A 24,636-nucleotide genomic window follows, 5' to 3' on the forward strand; every position below is an offset into this window, starting at 1 on the left:
GCATGATTGAGGTCAGAGGGTTAACGAAGCGCCGGGGAAGCAGGAAGGTGCTGAATCAGATCAATTTCAGCGTGTCTCAAGGGGAGTTTCTTGGTGTCATTGGGCCTAACGGCAGCGGCAAGACGACGCTGCTGCATACGATTTCCGGGGTTGAGGGAATTGATGAGGGTGAAATCGTGGTGGATGGCCGGAAGGTGGAGGCCTACGGACGCAAGGAGCTTGCCCGCAAGCTCGCGGTGCTTCAGCAGGATGGCATTCCTAGTATCGCGTATCCGGTCAAGGACATTATTGAGATGGGAAGATTCCCGTTTCTGGATTGGCTTGGCCGGGATCAAAGCAAGGATACCGAAGCTGTCATAAAGAGAATTATGCATCGGCTGGATCTTGACTCTTTAGCAGATCGTCCTGTTAATGAGCTTAGCGGTGGACAGCGGCAGCGGGTGGCCTTGGGCAAGGTCATGGCTCAGCAGCCGCGTGTGCTGCTGCTGGATGAGCCTACGACTTATCTGGATATTCGTTATCAGCTTCAATTCATGGAGCTTGTGGCCCAGTGGCGCCAGGAGGAAGAGGTGACGGTTATCGCCGTCATGCACGATCTGAATCTGGCCTCCCTGTACTGTGACCGGCTGCTTGTTCTGCAGGATGGGGCGGCGGCAGCCGTCGGAACCCCTGAGGAACTGCTGACACCGGAGACGATCCACGAGGTCTTCCAAGTGCAGTCTGCGGTGACTGCCCATCCGGATACCGGCGTACCGCAGGTCATGCTTAGACGTGGAGAGCAGCCAGCCGCTGAGGATGGAGCAAATCTGTAAGAACACTCGGCATCGCAGCGCCCCTAAAGGGTAACCTTCATAAGTTCATTTTATATAGAATGTTTCCCACTTGGGTAATAATGGAATGGGTGTCCAGCCCGTTATATTATATTAATTAGGAATGAAGGACTGAAAGGAGCAGTACGTAGTATGAGTCATACCATTCTTGATCGAATCGGGCCTATCTCGCCTCCGGATAGTTCTGCAGTACAAGCTGCACAGAGAAGATTAGACAGCCTGACCAAACCGCCGGGAAGTCTCGGCAAGCTGGAGGAACTGGCTGCCCGCCTTGCCGGGATTAGCGGTACAGTCCTACCATCTTATACTAACCGGGCGGTTGTGGTTATGGCTGCGGATCATGGTGTCTGTGAGGAAGGTGTCAGTGCTTTTCCGGCTGAGGTGACGCAGCAGATGGTTTTGAATTTTCTTGAAGGCGGGGCGGCGGTGAATGTTCTGGCAAGGCAGGCCCATGCGGAAGTAATGTGCGTGGATATTGGGGTGAACGGGGATATCGGACACCTTGGACTCTTGAAGCGCAAAATTAAATACGGAACGGACAACATGGTAGCCGGCCCTGCCATGAGCCGGGAGGAAGCGGAGAAGGCGATCCTTGTCGGGGCTGATTTGGTGGCTGAGGCTATGAGCCGGGGCGTCAACCTGTTTGTAACCGGAGAAATGGGGATTGGCAATACAACAGCAAGCTCTGCGGTAATGAGCGCCCTGACGGGAATAACTCCGCTTGAGAGCGTAGGCCGGGGCACCGGACTGAATGACGAGCGCTTAAGGCATAAAGGGGTTATTGTACAGAGGGCAATCGAGTTAAATAAACCGGACCCTTCCGATCCGCTGGATGTGCTTGCGAAGGTGGGTGGACTTGAAATCGCCGGACTTGCCGGAGTCATTTTGAAATGTGCAGCAAGCCGTGTTCCCGTTGTCATTGACGGATTTATCTCTACTGCGGCGGCGTTGGTCGCTGCAAGGTTAGCGCCGGAGTCCCTGGATTATATGATCGCGTCTCATGTTTCTGGAGAGCAAGGACATGCCCTTCTGCTTCGTGAGCTTGGACTTGTGCCCATGCTGGATCTGGGGATGCGTTTGGGTGAAGGAACCGGCGGGGTGCTTGCTCTTCATTTGATCGATGCCGCCTGCCGGATCCCTGCTGAAATGGCGACCTTTGAAAGTGCTGGCATCTCGGGTGCGGAAGAGGATTTGCCGTCATGATTGCGCTCATTACAGGCGGAGCCCGCAGCGGGAAAAGCGCTTTTGCCGAGAAATGGGTGATGAAACAGGCGCAATCCGCCGTATACGTGGCGACCGCACAAATTTTCGACGAGGAAATGCGTGAGCGGGTCGGTCTCCACAGGCAGCAGCGTCTGGAAGGCGGTTATGATTGGACAACTATGGAGGAGCCGCTGAAACTCCCTGATCTGTTGGAAGAGCTTAGTCAGGCACCGGATGGGGCGCCCGCTGTTCTGGTGGATTGTCTAACCCTGTGGCTGTCCAATGTATTGTTGGCCAAATGGGACACCCCGGACTATGCGGAAGGGGTTGAGGATGAGATCGAACGCCTGATACTGGCGGCAAAACGTTATCCGGGTAATCTGGCTATGGTCACCAATGAGGTGGGCAGCGGGATTGTCCCCGAATACCCGCTTGGACGCGCATACAGAGATCTGGCGGGACGGCTGAACCGCAAGGCGGCGGAAATTTCAGACCAGGTGTTCCTGGTTACGGTGGGAATTCCTGTGGAATTGAAGAGCAGGGAGTACCTGATATGAGGGGCCGGGGTCATGCATTCCTGGCCGCTTTTCAATTTTTGTCACGGTTCCCGGTAAGAACAGAGCTTGATTTCACCCCGGAACTGCTTAAACGCAGTACCAGGTATTACCCCATGGTAGGTGCGGCGATCGGTGTTGTGCTGAGCTTGATCTCATGTCTGCTGGCACAGGTGCTTCCCGGGCTTGTATCTGCTGTCATCGTGCTGATTGTGTGGGTGTACCTTACCGGAGGACTGCATCTGGACGGCTGGATGGATACGGCAGACGGGCTGCTCAGCTACCGGTCAAGGGACAAGATGCTTGAGATTATGAAAGACAGCCGGGTTGGAGCGATGGGCGTGATTGCCTGTGTGCTGCTGCTGCTGCTCAAGACCGCGCTCATCGCTTCGCTGCTTGAGCAGGCTGCTCTCCCGGCGGCGCTGCTTACCGCTCCTTTGTGGAGCCGCTGGTTCATGGTTTATGCCATGGCAGCTTGGCCCCAGGCCAGAGGGCCTGAGGGGCTTGCGGGAAGATTTGGCGGCATGCGTTACAAATCCGCCCTGCTGGCGGGCCTCTGGGCATTGGTCTTGTCGGCTGCTGGTCTCGGGCTGTGTGTATTCATTGGTTACGGTGCTGGTTTAGATTTAGATTTAGGTTCAGGTTCAAGCTCAGGCTCAGGTTGGATCAAGCTAGGTATCCTCTGGATTGTTCTGCCTCTTGCGGCATGGAGTGTAGGGACGTACGTCTCTTCCCGAATCAGCCGCAAGCTTGGCGGGCTCACTGGGGATGTCTATGGAGCCCTGAATGAGGGGCTTGAAGTGCTGCTCTTGTTAATCGTAACCGGGGTGACCCATTAAAAATCCAGGTAGAGTGGAGGGCTTCAACATGAATAGCAACGAGGTGCAACCGGAGGGGGCCGTTCTCATGCTGCAGGGAACGGCTTCCGATGTAGGCAAGAGTGTGATAACCACTGCGCTCTGCCGGATTTTTAAGCAGGATGGCTTTCGTGTAGCTCCCTTTAAGTCACAGAATATGGCGCTAAATTCTTATGTCACTCCAGATGGACTAGAGATCGGAAGAGCCCAGGGGGTGCAGGCTGAGGCCTGCGGGATTCCTGCGGTTACGGACATGAATCCGATTCTGATTAAACCGACGGGGGATATGCATTCCCAAGTGGTTGTTCACGGTCGGCCCCTCTCCCACATGAGCGCAGCGGCCTACCGCAGCGAATTCCTGCCCACAGCGAAGCCGGTTGTTCTGGATGCGCTTGCAAGATTGCGTTCCCGCTTTGACATCGTGGTTATGGAGGGGGCCGGGAGTCCGGCAGAGATTAATCTGAAGGATAGGGACATCGTCAATATGAACCTGGCGGGTTGGGCTGATGCCCCGGTCCTGCTGGTTGCCGATATTGACCGCGGTGGGGTATTTGCGTTTCTTGTAGGCACCTTGGAGCTGCTTACCCGGTCTGAACGAGCCCGGGTTCGGGGCTTTATCATCAACAAGTTCAGGGGAGACCTTGCGCTTCTGAAGCCGGGGCTGGACTGGCTGGAAGAGCGGACGGGGATTCCGGTTCTCGGCGTGCTCCCCTTTCTGCCTGATCTTGAGATCGAGGCGGAGGACTCGGTGGTGCTGGACAGCTACCCGGTTGCGGCGATAGGCAGGCACATTGACATTGCGGTGATCCGTTATCCGAGGATTTCGAACTTTACGGATTTTGATCCGCTGGGAGCTGAAGAGGATGTAAGTCTTCGTTATGTATCCCGTGCCGAGGAATTGGGAATACCTGATGTGATTATTCTGCCCGGCAGCAAGAACACGATTGCAGACCTCGGGTTTCTCAGGGATCAAGGCTTGGACAAGGCTATTGCCCTTGCGATGCGGAAACCGGAGACAAGGCTGGTGGGAATCTGCGGAGGATACCAAATGCTCGGTAGATCCATTACCGATCCTGAAGCTTATGATTCCGCCATGGCGGGACAGACTGAGGGGCTTGGCTGGCTGCCGGTGGATACGGTATTCCAAGCGGAGAAGAGGACAACACGAGTAAGCGGTTATGTCCTGCCTGATCAGCTGCACAGCTTGTGTACCGATGAGTCCGCTGTGCGGGTGGAGGGCTATGAAATTCATATGGGAGACACCCGGTGGTGTGAAGAATACAGCCCAAGACCGCTGTTCGAGCTGTCGGATGCCAGTTCCCCTTCGGACAAGCGTTGGATAGAGGGTGCGGTAAGTTGGCTTGAGGGAGCGATAAGCGAGGACGGCACCGTGATGGGAACCTATTTGCACGGTGTGTTTGAGAATGACAATTGGCGGCGGGCTTGGCTTAATGGGATTCGGGTGAAGAAGGGGTTGGAACCTGTTGACTTCACCTTCTACACGGCGGAGCGGAAGGAACGGGCTTTCGACCGGTTGGCTGCGGCTGCAAGGGAGCACCTCAATTTAGAGCGGATATATGAGATTGCCGGGCTGCGGAAGCAGTCAAGCGACGGGATGTCTAAAGTCTCTGGAAAATAAAGTGTGGCATAACCGGACAAGGTTATGCTAGAGTAGGATTTGCTGTGTCGGAAGTCGGAGGTTGACTTGCAGACCAGCCGCGGTTCGTAACCATCCCGCGTAACCAAAACTAGGAAGGAAGAGACAGATGTTCAATTTTAGCTGGGGTGTGTTGTTCGTTCTTGTGAACTTCACGTTCTTTTTGATTTGCTACAAGTTCTTTGGCAGAAAAGGGCTTTACGCCTGGATTGGAGTGGCCACGGTTGTCGCCAATATCCAGGTGGCCAAGACGATCGATATGTTCGGTATCGTGATGACCCTTGGGAACACGATGTACGTCAGTTTGTATATGACCAGTGACTTGCTCAATGAGAAATTTGGCCGCGAGGAAGCCCGGAAGGCCGTCTGGTTCGGCTTCTTCACACTCATTATGACCACTGTTATTATGCAGATGGTGCTGGTCTTTGAACCGCAGAAGGGGGATATCGCCCAGCCCGCAATGCAGACTCTGTTCGGCCTGCTGCCAAGGCTGGCGCTCGGGAGTCTGACGGCTTATTTCATCAGCCAGTTCCTGGATGTGCAGCTCTATGCCTGGATCCGTAAGTTTTACCCGGATCGGAATCAGCTTTGGATTCGTAACAACGGGAGCACGATGGTCAGTTCTTTTGTGGATACGTTGATTTTTTGTACAATCGCTTTTGCGGGCCTGTACAGTCTGACCGAATGGTTGGAAATTTTGTTCACTACGTACATTGCCAAATTTGTATTAACTGCGGTGGGCACACCGTTTCTATATATCGCCCGCAATTTCAAACATCCGGAGGATGAGGCAGCTCTTCTAAAAAGCGCGAGCTAGAAGAAGGCAAAGTGCAAACTGTAAACTGCGCCCAAAACCATATATACTCGTTCAGACCCAAACAAAAGCCTTATTCCCTGTTGACCATAGGAATAAGGCTTTTGCTAATTATTTAGAGGATTCTCTTGAGAAGACGGCTATTCCAGAATCGTCAAATTCTTCGGATAGGAGGTGAGGACCTCCACTCCATCCGCTGTGACACGGATATCATCCTCAATACGGACACCACCCAGATTTGGTATGTACACTCCTGGCTCTACCGTGAACACGTTGCCCTCCTGCAGATGATCCTCATTCTGGTTGTGGATGGAAGGATACTCATGAACATCGATGCCAAGTCCATGTCCGAGACGGTGCATGAAATATGGACCGTATCCCGCATCCTCAATCACACGGCGGGCCGCCAGATCAATGGAAGCGAAGGACACTCCGGGTTTGATCGCCCGGATGGCCGCTTCGTTGGCCTCAAGCACGGTATTGTAGACCCGGACCAGTTCAGGAGATGGCTCCCCAAAGGAAAAGGTCCGGGTAATATCTGATGCGTAGCCATCCGCATACACCCCGATATCGAACATGACCATATCGCCGTGCTTCAGTGCTCTTGTGCCGGGCACCCCATGCGGAAGTGCGGTCTTCTCCCCGAACAAGACCATCGAATCGAAGGAAGGTCCGTCCGCGCCCAAGCGGCGAATCTGGTATTCAATCTCCGCCACCAGCTCATTCTCGGTGACGCCTTCGCGTACCTTGGATACTCCCTCTTGCAGCACCTTTTCAATAAGATCGACCGCATGTTTAATCTTTATGATCTCTTCAGGAGATTTGCGCACCCGCATATCCTGAAGCCAAGGGCCGATATCCCGGTAACGGGCAAAGGTCAGATGCTCCTGAAGCGCTTCAAATCTGGTGACGGACAAATGATTCTTCTCTAGGGCAATGGTTCCTGCGGAGCCCTTCAAAGCCTGGCTCAGCACAAGATACGGATTATCTGTATCTTCGTGGGTATACACATGCATGGTATCCGAAGCCGCACGTGCGGCTTCCTCATCAAGCGCGGGAACGATGAGAACAGGCTCCTGGCCTAACGTCATTGCAGCGGCGAGAAAGCGCTCATGCGGCTCGCTCAGAAAACCGGTCAGATAATAAATATGTTTAGGGTCCGTAATCAGAAGGGTCTGTACCCCGTTATCCTGCATGTGGCGTGCCAGTTGAGACCATTTAGAGTTCATAGCAGTACTTCCTTTCTAGTATGTGAGTCTTTATATCATATCACACAAAACAAAAAAGGCGCCCTCAGCGGGCACCGTATTCCCCAGTAGATTATGCTTTGCTGTGCCTTAGTTTGTAGATGAACGAAGCCACCGCAGCAGCTGGCCAGAATCCGCCCTGCATACTGAAATGGAGCTGTTCCTCCTCATAAGATAGGTTCTCATAGTAAGCATTCTGCTCGGCCCCGGTCTTATGCTTAAGCTTCCTAAGCTCTGTAATGTAACCATATTGAACACGCACCATGAGTATAAAGGCACCTAGAAGAACAACGGCAAGGCCAATCATAACAGCAGCTGGCATAATTATCAGCCTCCTTTTCCATAATTATACAGTATTAAAAACGTAAATCAAAGAGGTTCCGGATACAGATCAAATAAAGTTAGGTTATAGCTGTTTTTTACCGATTAATCAGAAAAAGGGATATTGCAAATTATTCTAATTTGAATATAATTAATGTAAATAAGTATTCAAATTTGAATAAGTTAAGAGGAGTACAGATCTTATGATTGAGAGTAGTAAGCGGAATACCAGGTTTATTGTAGCCGGCCTGCTTCTGGCTATTCTAATGTCGGCGATGGATAACACCATTGTGACTACGGCTATGGGCACCATCGTTTCCGAGCTTGGTGGAATGGAACAGTTTATTTGGGTGACCTCGGCTTATATGGTTACGGTTATGGCCGGAACACCGATATTCGGCAAGTTGTCCGATATGTACGGAAGGAAGCGATTTTTTATTTTCGGCCTGATTGTATTTCTGGTCGGCTCCATGCTGTGCGGAATGGCTGGCAGCATCGTGCAGTTGAGTATATTCCGGGCCATTCAGGGGATTGGCGGCGGTGCATTGATGCCGATTGCGTTTACGATTATATTTGATATCTTCCCGCCGGAATCGCGCGGCAAAACAACAGGGCTGTTCGGTGCCGTATTTGGCATGTCCAGTATATTTGGCCCGCTGCTCGGGGCATTTATCACGGAGAGCCTTGGATGGAACTGGGTATTCTATATCAACGTGCCGCTCGGAATCATTTCCTTGATTCTGATCGCTGCATACTATAAAGAATCGATGTCCCACTCCAAGCAGCGAATTGATTGGGGCGGGGCGGCAACTTTAGTTGGAGCTGTCGTGTGCCTGATGTTCGCCCTGGAGCTTGGCGGCAAGGAATATGCTTGGGATTCTCTACAGATTATTGGGTTATTCGCGGGGTTTGCGGTGCTGTTCGTGGTGTTTATTATGATAGAGCGGGTGGCCTCTGAGCCTATTATCTCGTTCAAAATGCTGAGCAACCGCCTGTTTGCGACGAGCAACCTCGTTGCCTTTTTCTACGGCTCGGTGTTTATTGTAGCTACTGTGTATATTCCGATCTTTGTTCAAGGTGTATTTGGAGGCTCAGCCACGAATTCGGGCCTGATCCTGATGCCGATGATGATCGGTTCGGTCGCCGGCTCACAGGTGGGTGGCCTGCTCACCACAAGAACCTCATTCAGGAACATTATGATGATCTCTGTGGTATGCTTCCTGGCAGGCACTGTTCTGCTTAGCACTTTATCGCCAGATACCTCCCGTTTGATCATGACCTTGTTTACGATTCTGACCGGATTCGGTGTAGGGTTCTCGTTCTCTGTCCTGAGTATGGCGGCGATCCACCACTTTGACATGCGTCAGCGCGGTTCTGCGACTTCGACGAACTCTTTTCTCCGTTCTCTTGGCATGACACTTGGGATTACGATCTTCGGAATTATCCAGCGCAACGCCTTCTCGGAGAAAATGACGTCAGCCTTCGGCGGATCTTCTGCCGGGGCAACCAACTTTGGGAATCCTCAGGAAGCGCTGACTCCAGAGAACCGGAAGCTGATTCCCGAACCGGTCCTGCATAAGATTACCGAAGCCATGTCCTCTTCCATCGCTCACACATTTATGTGGACGCTGATTCCCGTTGGCTGTGCCGTAATCTGCGTGCTGCTTATGCCTAAGGACAGAGTGTCTGTGAAGGCTAAGACGGCAAGACAAACCGAGTAGACTTGCGAGGGGAGTGACTGGATCATGTCGATCAAGCTGGCGGTTCTTGGACTGCTTCTTGAGCGGGATATGCATCCTTATGAGATGCGTTTGATTATGCGGGACCGTGCCTTCGACCAGAGCGCCAAGATTCAAATTGGTTCCCTGTACTATGCAGTGGATCAGATGGCCAAGCAGGAATATATCGAAGCGGTGGAAGTGATTAAGAGTGATAACCGGCCGGATAAGACCGTCTACCGGATTACAGATCAGGGCAGGGATTATTTCGAGAAACTGCTGCTCAGCAAGTTTCAGGAGATTGAGCCGGTCTATCATTCCTTGTATATTGCGCTCGCTTTTGCCGGAAAAGGCGATCAGAAGAAAATTGCCTCTATTCTGCAGAGCAGAGTGGAGGAGGCCGAGCATCAGGTGAATTATTTGTACCAGGTGTATGAGGAGCATATCGGCACCGTATCCCGCAGTGTCCTTCATCTGATGGCGGGGAGATACGAGCATGCTAAGACCGAGCTCGGATGGCTGAAAAGGGTGTACGAGGATGCGTGCGCCGAAAGGCTGAATGAACGGGGCAGCACCCCGATCCTGGAAGACGAATAGATAAGAAGGCAGGAGTAATTACACAGGTACCCATACACTGGACACTTGAAAGAGTGTTTAGTGTATGGGTACCTTTTTATGTACCGGAATTTATATTGGGAGTCACCCCCACATTCCTACAATCAGAATTCCACCGGCAATGACCACGGAGCCAATAATCCGCTGTGTTCCTTGTTTTTCTTTAAGCAAGAGCACCCCTAGCAATGTGGCAAAGACAGTCCCTGTCTCCCGCAGCGGGCCGATATGTGCCATGGGCGCTTGCTGCATGGCGAACAGGAAGAGCAGATAAGAGCCTGGGTTCAACACGGCACCGAGCAGCATCGTCCGCCAGTTAGCCTTCCATTCCGCACGAAGCTCGCCGGAGAGCAAGACCTGTGGCGTAAGGCCGGCTACAAAACCAATATTGGTTACCTCTAGGAGGGCCAAAGGGGAAATATGCTGCAAATTTAACTTGTCAACGAATACATAACAGGTGATGCAGGCGCCGATCCCGAGCGCCATAAAAAAAGGTTTAATCTCTTGCAGCCGGACCGATAAATCGTGCTTCCGGGTCCCCATTCCGGCATGTACCAAGAATCCGCACAGCATCAGGCCTATTCCGAACCATCCGGCTCCAGAGAGCGATTCCTTCAGGAGAATGACTCCAACCAATGGAACCAGTAAAGTGCTGGCGCCGCGCATGACCGGATAGACTTGCGAAAGGTCTCCAAGCTCGTAGGCTTGGGACAACAGCCAGGAGTACAGGGCTTGCAGTACCGCGGACAAAGCCATCAAGGCGTAAGCTTCGGCAGACAAGGATTGGAGCCCCAGCTCCTGAATCAAAGAAGGCAGGAGCAAAATTGTGGGCAGCATCATGATCGACCACAGAAAGACGCTTTTGTTCCTGCTTTGTTTGGTGAACAGATTCCAGACAGCATGGGCCATGCCGGAAGCGACAACGAGAAGTATGGGGAGTAGCATTTACGTTTTCATTCCATTCTTGATGGTATTGGTTATTGGTCTCTCTCTGGGGAATGAGCTGGCTGTTCCATTATGGGTGTGCCGTCCTCAAGACGAAGCCAGGTTTCGAAGCCCGGCTTGTCCTGAGTAAGCCTGATCAAGCGGGCGCCGCGGGGGAACCCCTCTTTGCCGTAGGTATTGAAGCCGCTTGCCCTTCCGTAACAAAGTGAGATGCCGTATAGGTTCCCCATATAGTCGTTGATATGGTCATGCCCGCAGAACGTTCCGATAACATCGCCCATTTCGAGCAGTGCCGCAAACATGCCGGAATTGACGGCTGGACTGCACACCTGCTCCTGTTTATGCCCATAGCAGATTTGGGTGTCCCAAACCTCTTTATATTCAGGAAGAGGGATATGGAAAAAGGCAAGCGCAGGCAGTTTGCTTCCTTTTCTCCCCGAGCCCAAGCGGTCCGATTCGGCGGTGAGCCAGTTGATTTGTTCCCGTTTTATCCAGTCATAGCCCTGGACGCTGGGGTTCGTGGAATAACTGCCGGAGTCGAGAAAATAAAGATTCGCCGCCGGACTGCCCTCCTGGTCAGCGATCTGAAGGGTGTAGTTGCTGCCAGGTAGATGTTTCGGACCGGACTTAGTCACCGTATGCCGATGCTTTAGGGCAACCTGCAATAGCTCTTCCCGGGTAATCCGCTGTTCCGTGTCATGATTGCCAAAGACGAAAGCCCAAGGGATTCCGCGGTCTTCTACCGCCCGGACGGCCTCGCGGAAGGCGTGTTCCGGAGACTCGCACTCCGGCCCTCCGCCGGAAACCTTCCCGATGTAAATGACATCGCCGGTAAACACAGCAAGATCCGGCTGCTCTATATCCAGTATTTGTTCCATTAGCGCACGGGTGCGCAGATCTTTCTCTTGCCCGTCCTTCCAGTGCAGGTCCGTAAACTGAACGATAGTAAAGGTTCCATCTTCCCGGAATGCCAACTGCTGGCTCATATTCGTTCCTCCTCATTTTGGCAACGTGGTTTCGCGTGGTTGTCTGTTGTTTTATGTTGTTTCATGTTGTTTTAAGTGATTGTATCTCTGCCCTTCAAATCCGTCAATAGATTTGGTCAATTTAAACGGGAAAGGTGAATATTATTAGGTTGACAAGAGAAAATCCAATCTATAAACTTGCCTTAATAACACAAAATCACATAAAAACACATGAAAACACAATCCTTATTGGGCTTGGAGGAGATTCAAAATGTCTTTATCCCATGAAGAACGCAGAGAGACCATCCTTGCCCAACTTGGCACGGAAGGAAAGGTTCAAGTGCATGCGCTGGCCATGTCGTTCAATGTATCCATGGAGACGATTCGCAGGGATCTGGACAGGCTCGAAAAGGAGGGGAAGCTGCGCAAAGTATACGGAGGCGCGGTACTGGCCCGTTCCGAACAAACCGAGCCCGCTTTCTTTAAGCGGTCGCGTATGCACTTCGGGGAAAAGCAGGTAATCGGCAAGCTCGCGGCGTCGCTGATTCATGACGGAGAGACGATTCTTCTGGATAATGGAACGACCACAATTGAAATCATTAAGCAGTTGAAGGATCGTTCCCATGTAACGGTCATTACGAATTCAGTTCCAATTCTTAACTTCGCGTTGAAGGAGTTCAGGGGTAAGGTTATCTTTGCAGGAGGAGAAATCAATGCAAAGTATCAGGCAGCCACAGGCCCGATGGTATATGAACTGCTGGATCAGTTCAAGGTGAACAAGGCCTTCATTTCGGCGGGAGGGATATCGCTGTCGGATGGGATCACCGATTTCGATCCGGACGAAGCCGGGGTTTCGAGGAAAATGATGAAACGCGCGGAAGAATCCATATTGGTTGCGGACCATTCCAAGTTTGGAGTTACGGCGTTTGCCAGAATATCAGCCATCGAGGACATTTCGATGATAATAACGGATGAAGCTTGTCCTCAGGAATGGCTGGAGGCGCTGCAGCGCCTGAACGTGGAAGTTATCGCTGGAGAGAACGGGAATAGACAGGCACAGCTTCGTTCAAATCCAAAGAAAAATCACAAGACGAGTAAAAGTCAATGAAAATAGGACTCCATTGATAAGAGGCCGGATCCAGCATAGGGTCCGGCTTTGGTTTGTAATTATGAAGGTTTTTGGATTATATGAAGAATGGAAGCAGGAATATTGAAGCAATGGGAAAAGGAATACGGCGCTGCAGGAAACGACGACGGGGAAAAAAGCCTGGATAGAAACCAAATTGTCTATAGGTTGATTCCTGTGCGGGCATGCCACGCATTTCCTGAATCATTTCGCCAGTTGGAACAGCAAGCGTGACATACTCATTATCAACATGGGTAATGAATCCATCGTAAGAGCGACCATCTGTTGTATTAATTCCAACATATTGATACATCAGTCTCCAGCATATTTCTTTATGATCAGTCTCCATGGTTAACCTCCCTGGGTAAATGTAATACAACACCAGTCTATGGACGATAACCCGAACTGCTCACGACACCTGCCTAATATCAAATTTATGGGCGGCAGAATACTTGGGTGGGTGGCTTATTCTAAGAGAAATCATAGATCGGCACCATTTAAGGACCATCATGTTTAAAAATGCCCGGATGACGGTATAAAGGGAATAATAACGGTAACGAGGTGAGAAACGTGGAGAATAACAATAGACCGGATCATGGCCCTTCCGGCATGGATCATGCCGAGCAGTACGAAACGGAGCGTGAAAGCCTGTTTGACCGGTTCGAGAGTGAACAGACGGTGGACTCCATTCCGATGGAAGATTTGACTGAAGAGCAGATGGAAGAGAAGGACATGGAAGCCAGCAAGCATACCTCATCAACCGAGAAGAAATACAAAGTAGACTTTGAGTGAAAAATAAAACCATTACTGCGCGCAGCTCCCAATCACCGTGTGGCCTGCATGACGGAGATCCACCCAAAGAGCGGCATTAGCGTATTTAATACGCCGATGCCGCTCTTTAGTGTGAAAGTACAAGTTTGATCTGATCCGTACCCTGCTCCTGATTATACGTCCCGCAGCTCCTTAACGAGTCCAGCCGGTGATTCGCCCTGAAGAACACGGACCAAATTCTCGGCGGCCCGCATCGCCATATCGGTGCGCGTCTTCTCAGTTGCAGAGCCGATATGGGGAAGCAGCACGACATTGGACATCTTCAGCAGCGGGTTCGAAGGATCTATCGGCTCCTTCTCGAATACGTCCAGTCCCGCTCCGTAGATGACCCCGTTCTGCAGTGCCTGGATCAAAGCTTCTTCATCCACGGTCTGTCCCCGGGAAGCATTGATGAAGATGGCCGTCCGCTTCATCTTGGCAAATTCCGCTTCACCGATCATATGGCGGGTCTCCTCCGTGAGTGGGGTCATCAGAACGATGAAGTCGGAGCTGCCCAGCAGCTCATCCATACTGGAGTACACCGCGCCATAATCCTGCTCGGCCTGCTCGCTCCGGTGGCGGTTATGGTAGAGAATATCCATTCCGAAGCCATGCTTCGCCCTGTGTGCAACAGCGCGTCCGATGCTTCCCATCCCGATAATACCAAGTGTTTTGTGATGAACATCCAGGCCGAACAAGCTCTCGTTGTCACCGCGTTTCCAGTTCCCTTCCCGGATGTACTTGTCCATCTCAGGCACGCGGCGTGCAACCGACAGCATCATGGAGAGAATCAGGTCGGCCACGGTGTCGTTCAGCACGTCGGGTGTGTTGGTCCCCTTGATCCCACGCCGCTTCATTTCCTCAATGTCAAAATTGTTGTAGCCCACGCTCATTGTGCTAACCACCTTCAGGTTGGGGGCGTGATCCAGCAGCTCAGCATTAATCCTGCCACCGGTGGTCAGCAGGCCGTCCACATCAGAAATATGCTCTATAATTTCCTCTAAGGAGGCCGGTTTGTCCCCGCTCCATTTGGTATAGGTGCAGTGCTGGGCCAGATATTGCTCTACTTCGGGAGGAATGGGTCTCGCAATGAAAATTTTAGGTTTGGTTGTTGTCGTCATTTCAGGGCTCCTTTCTATGAAACATAACAAAAATGAACACAAGTCTCCCTTCATATTACCCCAAATTTCATCGTTACCGTTAATTTCGCCACTTCCCTAGCAGAAGCTGTTCTCCCGCGTAGAACTATGCGGTCAGATGAAGAAACCGTAGGAGGAAGAGTGAACGAATGCCCTGGGCCTAAGGTACCGTTCCATCTACAAGAAGGCAAAAAAAGGTTGCCCTAATCTGGAATGATCTGGTATGATATTGTCCTTCTTTCATTTTCGCCTTGTCTGAAGTGGACGGGTCCGCCGTCTAATAAGCTTATCGGAGGTGCTGCATGCTTTATTTCACTTTGGCTTCCAAAGCCTACGCCCGCAATTTGCAATACCGCGGAGCCCACATGGTGCACAATATCGCCAGTGCGATGTTCGGCTTCATGTATGCGTGTATCTGGATCGGACTAGGTTCGGATTACTCGCTTGGAGAGTACGGAACGCAGGGGATGGTGAACTATATCTCCTTTACTCAAGCCGCGCTCTGGATCTCCAGCTTCATTACCAATGGCCTCGGCATTCCCCAAGCCGTCAGAACGGGCCATATTTCCTTGGATTTAATGCGTCCGGTCCATCTGTTCAGCCACATGATGGCCAAAGAATGGGGTCAGATCGCTTACCAATTCGTCTACAAATCGATCCCGATCTACCTTGTGTATTACGTGGTATTCTCCCTGAAGCTCCCCGGAAAGGTGTCGGAGCTCCTGTTTGTTGCTCTTGCCCTGGCTGGTGCTGCCTATCTATCGATTTGCATGAATTATCTCATCGGCGCATCCGCACTGTGGACTACTGAATCATCCTGGTTATATTGGGGCAACCACGCGATGATTAATCTCCTTGCAGGCTTCTTTATTCCCATCGAATGGCTGCCGGGCTGGCTGCAGACCATTGCCTGGTGGTCTCCGTATCCCTACCTCCTGTATGTACCGACAAAATTATATTTAGGCTCTGGTGAAGCCTCCTATTTGTGGGGAACGCTGTTTTGGTGCGCGCTGCTCACACTAACCTGTCTGCTGGCGACTGGATTTTTAAGGCGGAAAGTGGAGGTGCAGGGAGGATGACCGTGAAATCCTGGCTGTCTTTATATGGGTTATTGATTCGAACAAGCATCAAGAGCCGCATGCAGTACAAATTCAATTTTGTGCTCGCTTCCTTCCTGGCCGCATTGATTCAAATCTCGGAATTTCTGATGGTCGCGATTGTGCTCCATAAATTCGGTGCCATTCAGGGCTGGTCAATGCACGAGATCGGTTATCTGTTTGCGGTAATCACACTATCCAAGACGTTGTACCGGACATTTGCCGATGAAGTGCACCATCTGGAGAATTATTTGGTGAACGGCGAACTTGACCAGCTGCTTACGCGCCCGCTGCCGGTTCTGCTGGCACTGATGCCGCAGAAATTCAGGATCATGCTGGGTGAAGTGCTTCAGGGCGGGTTTCTGCTGTGGTGGTCGCTCCATGGCATGATGGTGAGCGGCCAAGTCGGCTGGAGCGCTGTGCCGCAATCACTGTATATCATCGTGACGGGTGCCGTCATTTTGTTCTCGATCGGCCTTGCCACTGCAACCTTCGGCTTCTGGACAACCAGAACTAGTGAGCTGCAGAACCTGACGGAGGATGCCGCAAGGACCGCTGCCCAATACCCGTTAACGTTGTATCCAAAGTGGATGTCTTCGATTTTGCTGATTGTTATTCCTGTTGGTCTGGTCAACTATGTCCCGTCTCTGTACATACTTCGGGGGGAGCTCGGAGTCTGGGTGCTACCGGCGTTGGCCGCCGCTGCGCTTGGATGTCTTGCAATCAGCCTGAAATTTTGGCAGTTCGGCTTGACCAAGTATCAAAGTACGGGCAGTTAAGGAAGGAGCGAACATCTTGATCGAAGTTCATGATATACGCAAGTCGTTTAAAACTGCTGTTGTAAAGGAAGGGCGCTTCTCTGGACTCAGGACCCTGTTCTCAAGGGAATACCGGATTAAGGAGGCGGTTCGGGGGATTAGCTTTCAGGTGGAGCAGGGTGAATTCGTTGGTTATATTGGCCCGAATGGGGCTGGCAAATCGACGACTATCAAAATGCTGACCGGCATTCTGCATCCAACCTCAGGCCGGGTGACCATCGCGGGTATGAATCCGCATCAGGAGCGGCGTTCTGTTGTGAAGAGGCTGGGAGTTGTGTTCGGTCAGCGCAGTCAGCTGTGGTGGGACCTGCCAGTTAAGGATTCCTTTGATATTCTGGCCGAAATGTACGGCGTTGGCCAGGCGGACAAAGCGGGGAGACTCCGTCAATTTACAGAACTGCTGGATTTACAGACGTTCTGGGACACGCCTGTGCGCAAGCTGTCGCTTGGTCAGCGCATGCGCGCCGACCTTGCGGCCGCCATGCTGCACGATCCAGACGTGCTGTTCCTTGATGAGCCGACGATCGGCCTGGATGTCAATGCGAAGCGCAACATCCGCCAGTTTCTGAAGTTGATCAATGAGGAGTTCGGCAAAACGATTCTGCTGACCACCCATGACATGGACGATATAGAGCAGCTGTGCAGCCGGGTGATGGTCATTAACAACGGGGAGCTGTCTTATGACGGGACGGTTCGCTCGCTGCGCGACACCATTGGATTGCCGACCTTGATTACGGTCACCTTCCGGGGACCGTTTCAAATTCCCGAGTCGTATGTGGCGGATTCATGCGGTGCGGAGTCCGCCCAAATTCGGGTGACCCGTGTTATTGATCAAACCGTCTCGATTGAGGTGAATCGGCGGGAGATAAATACACTGGACATTGTTAAGGAGTTGGGCAAGTGGGGAGAGCTGGACGATATAGAGATGCAGGATCCAGACTTCGAGGATGTCATTCATAAGGTTTATTGATGCGACAGCACCCTTATACCTGATGCGGGAGTTTCATCATCTGTTATGAACAAAGGACGGAATCGTTAACTTATCAGGATCATTCAATGATTATGTGCAGCCTTCACGTCTAAAAATATTAATGCTGCTCCTGAAGAAGGAGCAGCATATAAGTTGAACAGCACAACATGTGCCGGTTGTCTTGTCTAACGGTTGTCAATCTTTTCTGGATACATGTCATGGTTCAGCATCCGGTGCTCAGCCATCTGTTCATAGTTGGTGCCTGGCCGGCCGTAGTTGCAGTATGGATCAATGGAGATTCCTCCGCGCGGGGTGAATTTTCCCCATACCTCAATGTATTTGGGGTCCATCAGCTTGATCAGATCATTCATAATGATGTTTATGCAGTCTTCATGGAAATCACCATGATTGCGGAAGCTGAACAAATACAGCTTCAGCGACTTGCTCTCTACCATCTTGATGTCCGGGATATAGCTGATGTGGAGCGTGGCGAAGTCCGGTTGGCCCGTAATCGGGCACAGGCTGGTGAACTCGGGGAAGTTGAATTTCACGAAATAATCCCGGTAAGCATGTTTGTTCTCGAAGCTTTCCAGCACCTCCGGCGCATATTGAAACACGTACTTGGTCCCCTGGTTGCCGAGCAACGTCAAATCTTCCATTTCATTAGGTTGTCTTCCAGCCATAATTGATTCCTCCGGTATATTTATTCTGGTTAATGTCATAGAAAGCAAGCGGCTTGAAATGTCATTTCGCCCTATTGCCTGATGTTTTGTGGGCTGAATTATCTTTGATTGAATTTGTAAGCAGGAACCTTGTTACAAGCGATTGTCAGCACATTCTTCGGATGCATTTTTCTTTTAAAAGCTTTCAGCTTCTTCCGAATCATTTTACTTACTTGTGTCCCCCCTCTATCAACCAATCTATTATTGACCACTCTATGTTGACTGTCTGTCCGCGTGAAAGCTAGACCCCGCGCTTGTTGCCCCATACTAATGCGTGCAGCTGAGGGAGCACCCGGACATTGTTTAACTCCGAAGATTGAACAACGTCTTCAATCAACTGTTCATACCGGGCAAGCAAATCGGAGGCATGGGCTGTGATATCCATCCGCTGAACATCAGGATTCCCAACCTGCAGATACATCACCGTATCGGGATAGCGGGCATGAACGCGCGTGGCATAATCCAGATCTGCCTGATCAAAAATAACTACCTTCAGGCTGTAAGAGTAACCCTCAGGTCTTGATTTTAGCCGGGCGACGATCAAATCCAGCTGGTCCCAATCGGTTGTCATTCCCGAGCTTGGCGGCTTGGGAGAGAGGGTGACCTCTTCAATCTCCGCCAGCCAGTCCTGCCATCTTGAGCCTTGCGTTTCTACGGCCAGTCGGATGCCGCTCCTATTCAGCAGGGTAACGAGCCCTCCGAGCTGGGGCAGCAGCGCGGGATTGCCTCCTGACAGAGTCACATGGGAGAACCGGTCTCCTCCAATGCGCTGCAGCTCCGCCCAAATTTGCTCAGGGCTCATCCGTTTGATCTGGTCTTTGGCACTGCCATCCCAAGTGAAGGCCGAGTCGCACCAGGCGCACCGGTAGTCGCACCCTGCCGTGCGCACGAACATGGTCTTTTGGCCAATCACCATACCCTCACCTTGAACGGTTGGACCAAAAATTTCCAACACGGGAATATCAGGTGTATTCCTATTAGCTGAACTATTCACCTGTCATCCACTCCCGTCTGGCTTCGGCATAACTTGTGGGGGTCTCATACAGGCGGATAAATTCCGTACGCCCCTCATGAATTAGCGGTTTGACCTCTTCAGAGGCCAGCGCTTCCTCCATTTGTTCGAACAGCCATACGACCATGTTCTCAGCCGTCGTGTTCATTGGGGGCAGAGTCTCGTTCAAATATCTGTGATCTAGGTAGGTCTCGATCCGGGATTTCCATATATCTTTGATCAGTCCGAAATCAGCGGTAAGGCCGATGTCATTCGGGCGCGCGCTGATTCCGATGACTGCTTTATAGGTATGGCCGTGCAGGTTCTTGCACTTGCCCTCATATGCATGCAGATGATGCGCAGCGTCAAAAGTAAATTCCTTGCTCACCAGAACCCGGCGGTTATGGTATTTCAATTGCTTCGGCTGGATGTCATCCCCCAGCTTTTGCAGCTTGTCCACAATGCGGAATTCCCCAGGTGTGCGGCTCATATGCAGTCGCCCCCTTGGCGGGACATAAGGAATTTGTCCAGGCCCGCTTGTCTTAGCTTGCAGGCGGGACATTCCCCGCAGCCGTGGCCGATAATCCCGTTATAGCAAGTGAGCGTCTTCTCCCGCACGAAATCAAAGGCTGACAGCTCATCAGCCAAGGCCCAGGTTTCGGCTTTGTCCAGCCACATCAGCGGGGTATGAATGACAAAGTTGTAGTCCATCGCCAGGTTCAAGGTGACGTTCAGCGACTTGACAAAAGTGTCCCGGCAGTCGGGATATCCGCTGAAATCGGTCTCGCAGACCCCGGTAACCAGGTGCCTTGCTCCGGATGTCTTGGCTTTGACCGCAGCAAAGCTCAGGAACAGGTGATTGCGGCCCTCCACAAACGTGCTGGGCAGGCTGCCTTCCTGCTCTGTAATCTCGATATCATCGCGGGTCAGCGCGTTCGGGGCCAGCTGGTTTAAGAGACTCATGTCCAGTACGGTGTTCTTCACACCGAGCTCATCTGCGATGGCCCGGGCACATTCAATCTCCAGCTTGTGACGCTGTCCGTAGTCAAAGGTTACGGTCTCCACTTCACCGAACTGCTTCAGGGCCCAGAAGAGGCACGTTGTGCTGTCCTGACCGCCGCTGAATACAACAACTGCTTTTTCATTTTTGAGCATAAAAAAACCTCTCTATCTTCAGAAATTTGCGGCAAATGACCTTGTCATCTACCCATACGAAGAGAGAGAGTTCTTGAACTGGCATCGCAAAAAAACAAGCCCATCTTCAAATCGATAAGAAAGGGCTACCTTAGTTTTTTATAGAGGGAGTTCGCGAACCTCTCCCATGCGGGACTTGCCGCATGGACTGTCTTCAGTTGGCGCAGTGCGCTGCCCTATTATAACACATTTCCGTGAATTTGAAGGTAGAAAGAAATGGGTGCCGTTTGCTTTTTGAGGAATGGAGTTCTAGGATAAGGCTATAAGTATAGGACTATGAATATAAGGCAGATCTTGAGTGGGAGGAGTGGTTGAATGAAGCTTGTTAATTTTTACAGAGAACAACAATTATGTCTTGGTGTTATGACAGAAAGGGGCATGCTGGATGTGTCCTCCCGCTTTGACATGGACAGGCTATTGACCGCGGGGGAACAAGAGGTTCAGGCTATCAAAGCTTATGCAGAAGGCCTGATTCACTCGGGAGATGTCCAGTTCCTTCATGAAGAACAAATCAGATACGCGCCATGTGTGCCTAATTCCCGCAAAATAATTTGCATCGGGCTCAATTACCGGAGGCATGCCGAGGAATCGGGCATGAATCCGCCTGAAGAGCCTCTGCTGTTCAGCAAATTTTCCAATGCGCTAGCCGCTCATAAGGAAGATATTGAACTGCCGGCAGAATCCCGGCAGGTGGATTATGAGGCAGAGCTCGGGATTGTGATCGGACGCAAGGTGCGAAATATATCCAAAGAGGATGCATTATCCGCTGTGTTCGGCTACTGCTGCACGAATGACCTGTCCGCCCGAGATTTGCAATTCCGAAGCTCCCAATGGCTGCTGGGAAAATCCTGTGACGGGTTCGCGCCGTGCGGCCCTTATTTGGTAACCGCTGAAGAAGTACCGAGTCCCAACAAGCTGGAGATCCGCACGCTCGTCAATGGGGAAGTAAGACAGAGCTCGAACACCTCGGATATGATTTTCCACTGTGATGAGATAATAAGCTATATTTCCAGGCATATGACGCTGGAGCCCGGGGATTTAATCCTCACCGGAACGCCGGAAGGTGTGGTCATGGGCCTACCGGAATCGGAGCGTGTCTGGCTGCGGGACGGAGATACCGTTACCGTGGAAATCGAGGGGCTTGGGAGCTTGACGAACCGGTTGGTGAAGCCGTAAGATGATAGATTTCGGCCTGGTGAAGCAAGGGATGTACTTTAAAAATGGTGATACAACATTTAAGGGACTACAGAGAGTAGCGGAGACCACATTAAGACCTTCCCAACAATATGAGTCGCGGCGTGCAGTGGGGGACGATGAAGAAAGTGAAAATCGAGAGTCGCTCGGCGCTCCTGCATTGGGTCTTGAAATATTTAGGAGAGTGACACGTTGAAAAATGAGGTCGGATAATTCCGATCTCATTTGTGGACAACTATAATGATGCACATTCAAACGTTGAGAAAGCATATAATTATATCTCAAGTAACTCAAGTATGTAACTTAAAAGGAATGTGTGAATGCTTAGTCGATTATTTATAAAATATTGAGGATAAATATGGATATTTCATTGGTTATGATATACAGCCTGGTCCTTATTCTTTTGGTATTTAGAACTTTTAAATACAAACTCAAGAAATATAACAAAGAAAATGCAGGGATCTCTATTATTGCAGTTATGATGATATTGACGAATTTATCAAATGGAAACTCTGATTATACTATTATTAAGTACTTTTTATTAGCATTTTATGTTGTTGCCTCTATAACATTTGTCTATGGTAGATTAACCCAAAACCGTAAAGAGTGAAGTATTTTTGAAAAGACACCTTTAAAAGGGTGTCTTTTCATTTTATAAAACCAACTCAACATAAATAGGGGGGGCGAAGATGGAAATAAGAGTTCTCCCCCCCTGATGATATGTTGTGGGCAGCCGCCGTTTTCTTATTGCCTGTGGTGTTCCGTCAATCTGGACACGGCGTCTTCCACGCTTAGCACCTCTGCTTCAGGCTTGCAGCGCTCTTTCCATTCGATCAGGCCATCCTTGGCCATCTTGCCGATCACGATGCGCACGGGAATGCCGATGAGGTCGGAGTCCTTGAATTTTATACCGGCACGCTCATCCCGGTCATCAAGAAGCACCTCGATTCCAAGGCTTGTTAGCTGCTCGTAAAGCTCGGTCACCAGGGAAAATTGGGCCTCATCCTTGAGCGAGAGTGGAACAAGATGCACCTGATAAGGGGCGAGTGAGGACGGCCATATTAGTCCGTTCCCGTCATGATGCTGTTCGGCCACAGCGGACAGGAGGCGGGAGATACCGATGCCGTAACAGCCCATGACCATTCGGTTCTCCTGTCCTGAAGCATCGGAGAATACAGCCCCGAGCGCATCGCTGTATTTGGTTCCGAGCTTGAAGACATGACCGATCTCAATTCCCTTGACCAGAGACATCGGCTGGCCGCAATGCGGACAAGGATCCCCCTCATTGACATTCCGCAGATCAGGGGCATCCTGTAAAGGGAAGTCGACCCCCGGCCGGACTCCGCTAAGATGATAATCTGCTTGATTGGCACCGGTCATGGCCGTATCCATACGGGCCACGTCGCTGTCAATCAGCAGGGGAATATGAAGCCCAACCGGTCCGGCAAAACCAACGGGTGCCCCGGTAATTTCGAGTACTGTCTTGGTATCTGCGAGCTCGACGGTCTCCGCCTTCATGTAATTCTTCACTTTAATCTCATTGACCTCATGATCCCCGCGGACAAGCACCGCAGTTGGTTTGCCGTCAATCAGATAGATTAAGGTTTTGATGATCTGGTTCGCCGGAAGTCCGGTAAATGAGGTTAGCTCTTCGATCGTATGCACATCCGGCGTGGATATAAGTTCTGGAGCAGGCTGATTTTCCCTTACCTCCAACGCGGCTTCAAGGCGAAGCTCCACTTCCTTGTGTCCTGCTTTCTCCAGATTGGCCGCATAGTCGCCGACAGGGCATACCGCTATGGTGTCCTCCCCGATATCGGCCAGAGCCATAAATTCATGAGTTTCTCCTTCTCCGCCAATCGCCCCGGCGTCGGCGTGAACCGATCTGAAATCGAGGCCGCACCTGGTGAAGATCCGGGTATAAGCTGCATGCATAGCCCAGTAGCTCGCATCCAGGCCATCCCAATCGGTATCGAAGGAGTAGGCATCCTTCATGAGAAATTCCCTTCCCCTAAGAAGCCCGAACCGCGGGCGTCGCTCATCTCTGAATTTAGTCTGGATTTGGTACAGAGTTAGAGGCAGCTGTCTGTAGGAGCTAGTCTCGTCTCTGACCAGTGCGGTAATGACCTCCTCGTGGGTAGGGCCAAGGGCGAATTCCCGTCCATGGCGGTCTTCCAGCCGGATAAGCTCAGGCCCGTAAACCTCATACCGGCCGGACTTCTTCCACAGCTCGGCAGGCTGCATCGCTGGCATCAGCAGCTCCTGGGCTCCCGCAAGGTTCATCTCTTCACGGACAATAGCGGATGCTTTCTGAAGGACACGCCAGCCCAGTGGAAGGTACGTGTACACTCCTGAGGCTAGTTGGCGGATGAAGCCTGCCCGAAGCAGCAGGCGGTGGCTTTGAGCTTCCGCATCGGCTGGAGCCTCTCTCAAGGTAGGCATCAGCAGTCGGCTTTGTTTCATTGTTTCTTCTCCTTTCTTGATTCGATGTCAAAAGACAACAAAAAGAGCCCACTCGTCAAGGGACGAATGCGCTCGTGGTACCACCCTAATTAAATCAGCCGGATGATAATTCCTCCGGTCTAATCCTTAAACAGGTAACGGTGTTCACCGGCAGCGGATTATGGCGCTGCAGCTTCCAAGGCAGGGAGCAACGGTCCGTGACGGGAAGTCTTTCAGCCTGTGGGCTTCCTCTCTGAAGCGGCCGGTATCCGAAGCTCATGATCTTGGTCAACGCTGTTGTCATATTTTATCCAAATTACACCAAATTGAGTGTAGGGTCAATAGGGGTGTACACGAAAAGGCGATTTACTAGTCTCTTAGGCTATATAAAATGAACTTTAGAATTAACC

25 protein-coding genes and 1 riboswitch are annotated in these 24,636 nt (G+C 51.3%); of the genes, 14 read left to right on the top strand and 11 right to left on the bottom strand.

The genetic code is table 11. The annotated features are described in order from the left end of the window. Positions 1-2 precede the first annotated feature (2 nt). The 6 genes from BN6628_RS05870 to BN6628_RS05895 all read left to right on the top strand — a co-directional run bounded on the left by BN6628_RS05870 (position 3) and on the right by BN6628_RS05895 (position 5,918). Positions 3-812, top strand: coding sequence for an ABC transporter ATP-binding protein (locus BN6628_RS05870; RefSeq protein ID WP_082927087.1), 810 nt, complete (start codon positions 3-5; stop codon positions 810-812). A 150-nt stretch (positions 813-962) separates the two neighbouring features. Then, a complete protein-coding gene (cobT, locus tag BN6628_RS05875) occupies positions 963-2,033 on the top strand; it encodes a nicotinate-nucleotide--dimethylbenzimidazole phosphoribosyltransferase (RefSeq protein WP_068615493.1) in 1,071 nt (356 codons plus the stop codon). Next, positions 2,030-2,590: a bifunctional adenosylcobinamide kinase/adenosylcobinamide-phosphate guanylyltransferase gene (gene cobU / locus BN6628_RS05880; RefSeq protein ID WP_068615495.1), complete on the top strand. Its 561-nt coding sequence runs from the start codon at positions 2,030-2,032 to the stop codon at positions 2,588-2,590. Before cobT ends, cobU begins: the two co-directional genes overlap by 4 nt. Then, entirely contained in the window at positions 2,587-3,426 is an 840-nt protein-coding gene (gene cobS, locus BN6628_RS05885; protein WP_068615497.1) for an adenosylcobinamide-GDP ribazoletransferase, read from the top strand. The genes cobU and cobS overlap by 4 nt, the downstream gene beginning before the upstream one ends. A gap of 28 nt (positions 3,427-3,454) precedes the next feature. After that, positions 3,455-5,083: a cobyric acid synthase gene (locus tag BN6628_RS05890; protein ID WP_068615498.1), complete on the top strand. Its 1,629-nt coding sequence runs from the start codon at positions 3,455-3,457 to the stop codon at positions 5,081-5,083. 127 nt (positions 5,084-5,210) lie between these two features. After that, positions 5,211-5,918 carry a queuosine precursor transporter gene (locus BN6628_RS05895; protein WP_068615500.1) on the top strand — a complete coding sequence of 236 codons (708 nt, stop codon included), beginning with the start codon at positions 5,211-5,213 and terminating at the stop codon, positions 5,916-5,918. 137 nt (positions 5,919-6,055) lie between these two features. Here the strand turns inward: BN6628_RS05895 and BN6628_RS05900 are convergent, their stop codons facing one another. Then, positions 6,056-7,144 carry a M24 family metallopeptidase gene (locus tag BN6628_RS05900; protein ID WP_068615502.1) on the bottom strand — a complete coding sequence of 363 codons (1,089 nt, stop codon included), beginning with the start codon at positions 7,142-7,144 and terminating at the stop codon, positions 6,056-6,058. 91 nt (positions 7,145-7,235) lie between these two features. After that, a complete protein-coding gene (locus BN6628_RS05905) occupies positions 7,236-7,484 on the bottom strand; it encodes a DUF3949 domain-containing protein (protein WP_068615504.1) in 249 nt (82 codons plus the stop codon). A 202-nt stretch (positions 7,485-7,686) separates the two neighbouring features. On the opposite strand from BN6628_RS05905, the gene BN6628_RS05910 reads away from it, so the two are divergent. Then, entirely contained in the window at positions 7,687-9,204 is a 1,518-nt protein-coding gene (locus BN6628_RS05910; protein WP_089153536.1) for an MDR family MFS transporter, read from the top strand. Positions 9,205-9,228: 24 nt separating this feature from the next. Beyond that, positions 9,229-9,798 carry a PadR family transcriptional regulator gene (locus BN6628_RS05915; protein WP_068615506.1) on the top strand — a complete coding sequence of 190 codons (570 nt, stop codon included), beginning with the start codon at positions 9,229-9,231 and terminating at the stop codon, positions 9,796-9,798. Between the two features lie 102 nt (positions 9,799-9,900). Here the strand turns inward: BN6628_RS05915 and BN6628_RS05920 are convergent, their stop codons facing one another. Both BN6628_RS05920 and BN6628_RS05925 read right to left on the bottom strand, forming a co-directional pair. Next, on the bottom strand, positions 9,901-10,758 hold the full coding sequence (locus BN6628_RS05920; RefSeq protein WP_068615508.1) for an SMR family transporter: 858 nt from the start codon (positions 10,756-10,758) through the stop codon (positions 9,901-9,903). Between the two features lie 32 nt (positions 10,759-10,790). Further along, positions 10,791-11,744: a metallophosphoesterase family protein gene (locus BN6628_RS05925; RefSeq protein ID WP_068615510.1), complete on the bottom strand. Its 954-nt coding sequence runs from the start codon at positions 11,742-11,744 to the stop codon at positions 10,791-10,793. A gap of 250 nt (positions 11,745-11,994) precedes the next feature. Here BN6628_RS05925 and BN6628_RS05930 point away from each other — a divergent pair, with 250 nt between their 5' ends. Further along, positions 11,995-12,831, top strand: coding sequence for a DeoR/GlpR family DNA-binding transcription regulator (locus BN6628_RS05930; RefSeq protein WP_068615512.1), 837 nt, complete (start codon positions 11,995-11,997; stop codon positions 12,829-12,831). Positions 12,832-12,907: 76 nt separating this feature from the next. Here the strand turns inward: BN6628_RS05930 and BN6628_RS05935 are convergent, their stop codons facing one another. Beyond that, on the bottom strand, positions 12,908-13,198 hold the full coding sequence (locus tag BN6628_RS05935; protein WP_068615514.1) for a phosphatidylinositol kinase: 291 nt from the start codon (positions 13,196-13,198) through the stop codon (positions 12,908-12,910). 260 nt (positions 13,199-13,458) lie between these two features. Here BN6628_RS05935 and BN6628_RS05940 point away from each other — a divergent pair, with 260 nt between their 5' ends. Further along, positions 13,459-13,641, top strand: a complete 183-nt coding sequence (locus tag BN6628_RS05940) for a hypothetical protein (protein WP_068622032.1) — start codon at positions 13,459-13,461, stop codon at positions 13,639-13,641. Between the two features lie 152 nt (positions 13,642-13,793). Here BN6628_RS05940 and BN6628_RS05945 read toward each other — a convergent pair whose 3' ends face one another. Next, positions 13,794-14,780, bottom strand: a complete 987-nt coding sequence (locus BN6628_RS05945) for a 2-hydroxyacid dehydrogenase (protein WP_068615516.1) — start codon at positions 14,778-14,780, stop codon at positions 13,794-13,796. 320 nt (positions 14,781-15,100) lie between these two features. Between BN6628_RS05945 and BN6628_RS05950 the strand changes: the two genes are divergently transcribed. Genes BN6628_RS05950 through BN6628_RS05960 form a run of 3 tightly spaced genes read left to right on the top strand, consistent with a single transcriptional unit; the run spans position 15,101 to position 17,683 of the window. Then, complete coding sequence (locus tag BN6628_RS05950; RefSeq protein ID WP_068615518.1) at positions 15,101-15,877, top strand: ABC transporter permease; 777 nt, start codon at positions 15,101-15,103, stop codon at positions 15,875-15,877. Continuing rightward, positions 15,874-16,674, top strand: coding sequence for an ABC transporter permease (locus BN6628_RS05955; protein ID WP_068615521.1), 801 nt, complete (start codon positions 15,874-15,876; stop codon positions 16,672-16,674). Before BN6628_RS05950 ends, BN6628_RS05955 begins: the two co-directional genes overlap by 4 nt. Positions 16,675-16,690: 16 nt before the next feature. Then, a complete protein-coding gene (locus BN6628_RS05960) occupies positions 16,691-17,683 on the top strand; it encodes an ABC transporter ATP-binding protein (RefSeq protein WP_068615522.1) in 993 nt (330 codons plus the stop codon). Between the two features lie 185 nt (positions 17,684-17,868). Here the strand turns inward: BN6628_RS05960 and queF are convergent, their stop codons facing one another. The 4 genes from queF to queC form a co-directional block, all read right to left on the bottom strand. Beyond that, on the bottom strand, positions 17,869-18,366 hold the full coding sequence (gene queF, locus BN6628_RS05965) for a preQ(1) synthase (RefSeq protein ID WP_068615523.1): 498 nt from the start codon (positions 18,364-18,366) through the stop codon (positions 17,869-17,871). 280 nt (positions 18,367-18,646) lie between these two features. Further along, complete coding sequence (gene queE / locus BN6628_RS05970; protein ID WP_068615524.1) at positions 18,647-19,399, bottom strand: 7-carboxy-7-deazaguanine synthase QueE; 753 nt, start codon at positions 19,397-19,399, stop codon at positions 18,647-18,649. Continuing rightward, a complete protein-coding gene (gene queD / locus BN6628_RS05975; RefSeq protein ID WP_068615526.1) occupies positions 19,392-19,886 on the bottom strand; it encodes a 6-carboxytetrahydropterin synthase QueD in 495 nt (164 codons plus the stop codon). The genes queE and queD overlap by 8 nt, the downstream gene beginning before the upstream one ends. After that, positions 19,883-20,551, bottom strand: a complete 669-nt coding sequence (queC, locus tag BN6628_RS05980) for a 7-cyano-7-deazaguanine synthase QueC (RefSeq protein ID WP_068615527.1) — start codon at positions 20,549-20,551, stop codon at positions 19,883-19,885. Before queC ends, queD begins: the two co-directional genes overlap by 4 nt. Positions 20,552-20,675: 124 nt before the next feature. Beyond that, positions 20,676-20,719, bottom strand: a riboswitch (PreQ1 riboswitch). 186 nt (positions 20,720-20,905) lie between these two features. On the opposite strand from queC, the gene BN6628_RS05985 reads away from it, so the two are divergent. Next, positions 20,906-21,766 (top strand): fumarylacetoacetate hydrolase family protein, encoded by an 861-nt coding sequence (locus BN6628_RS05985; RefSeq protein WP_068615529.1) that lies wholly within the window; start codon positions 20,906-20,908, stop codon positions 21,764-21,766. A 762-nt stretch (positions 21,767-22,528) separates the two neighbouring features. Here the strand turns inward: BN6628_RS05985 and BN6628_RS06000 are convergent. Next, positions 22,529-24,247: a proline--tRNA ligase gene (locus BN6628_RS06000; RefSeq protein ID WP_068615534.1), complete on the bottom strand. Its 1,719-nt coding sequence runs from the start codon at positions 24,245-24,247 to the stop codon at positions 22,529-22,531. Between the last annotated feature and the right edge of the window lie 389 nt (positions 24,248-24,636).

Origin of the sequence: Paenibacillus tuaregi (assembly GCF_900086655.1) — a bacterium.
GTDB classification, from domain to species: Bacteria; Bacillota; Bacilli; order Paenibacillales; family Paenibacillaceae; genus Fontibacillus; species Fontibacillus tuaregi.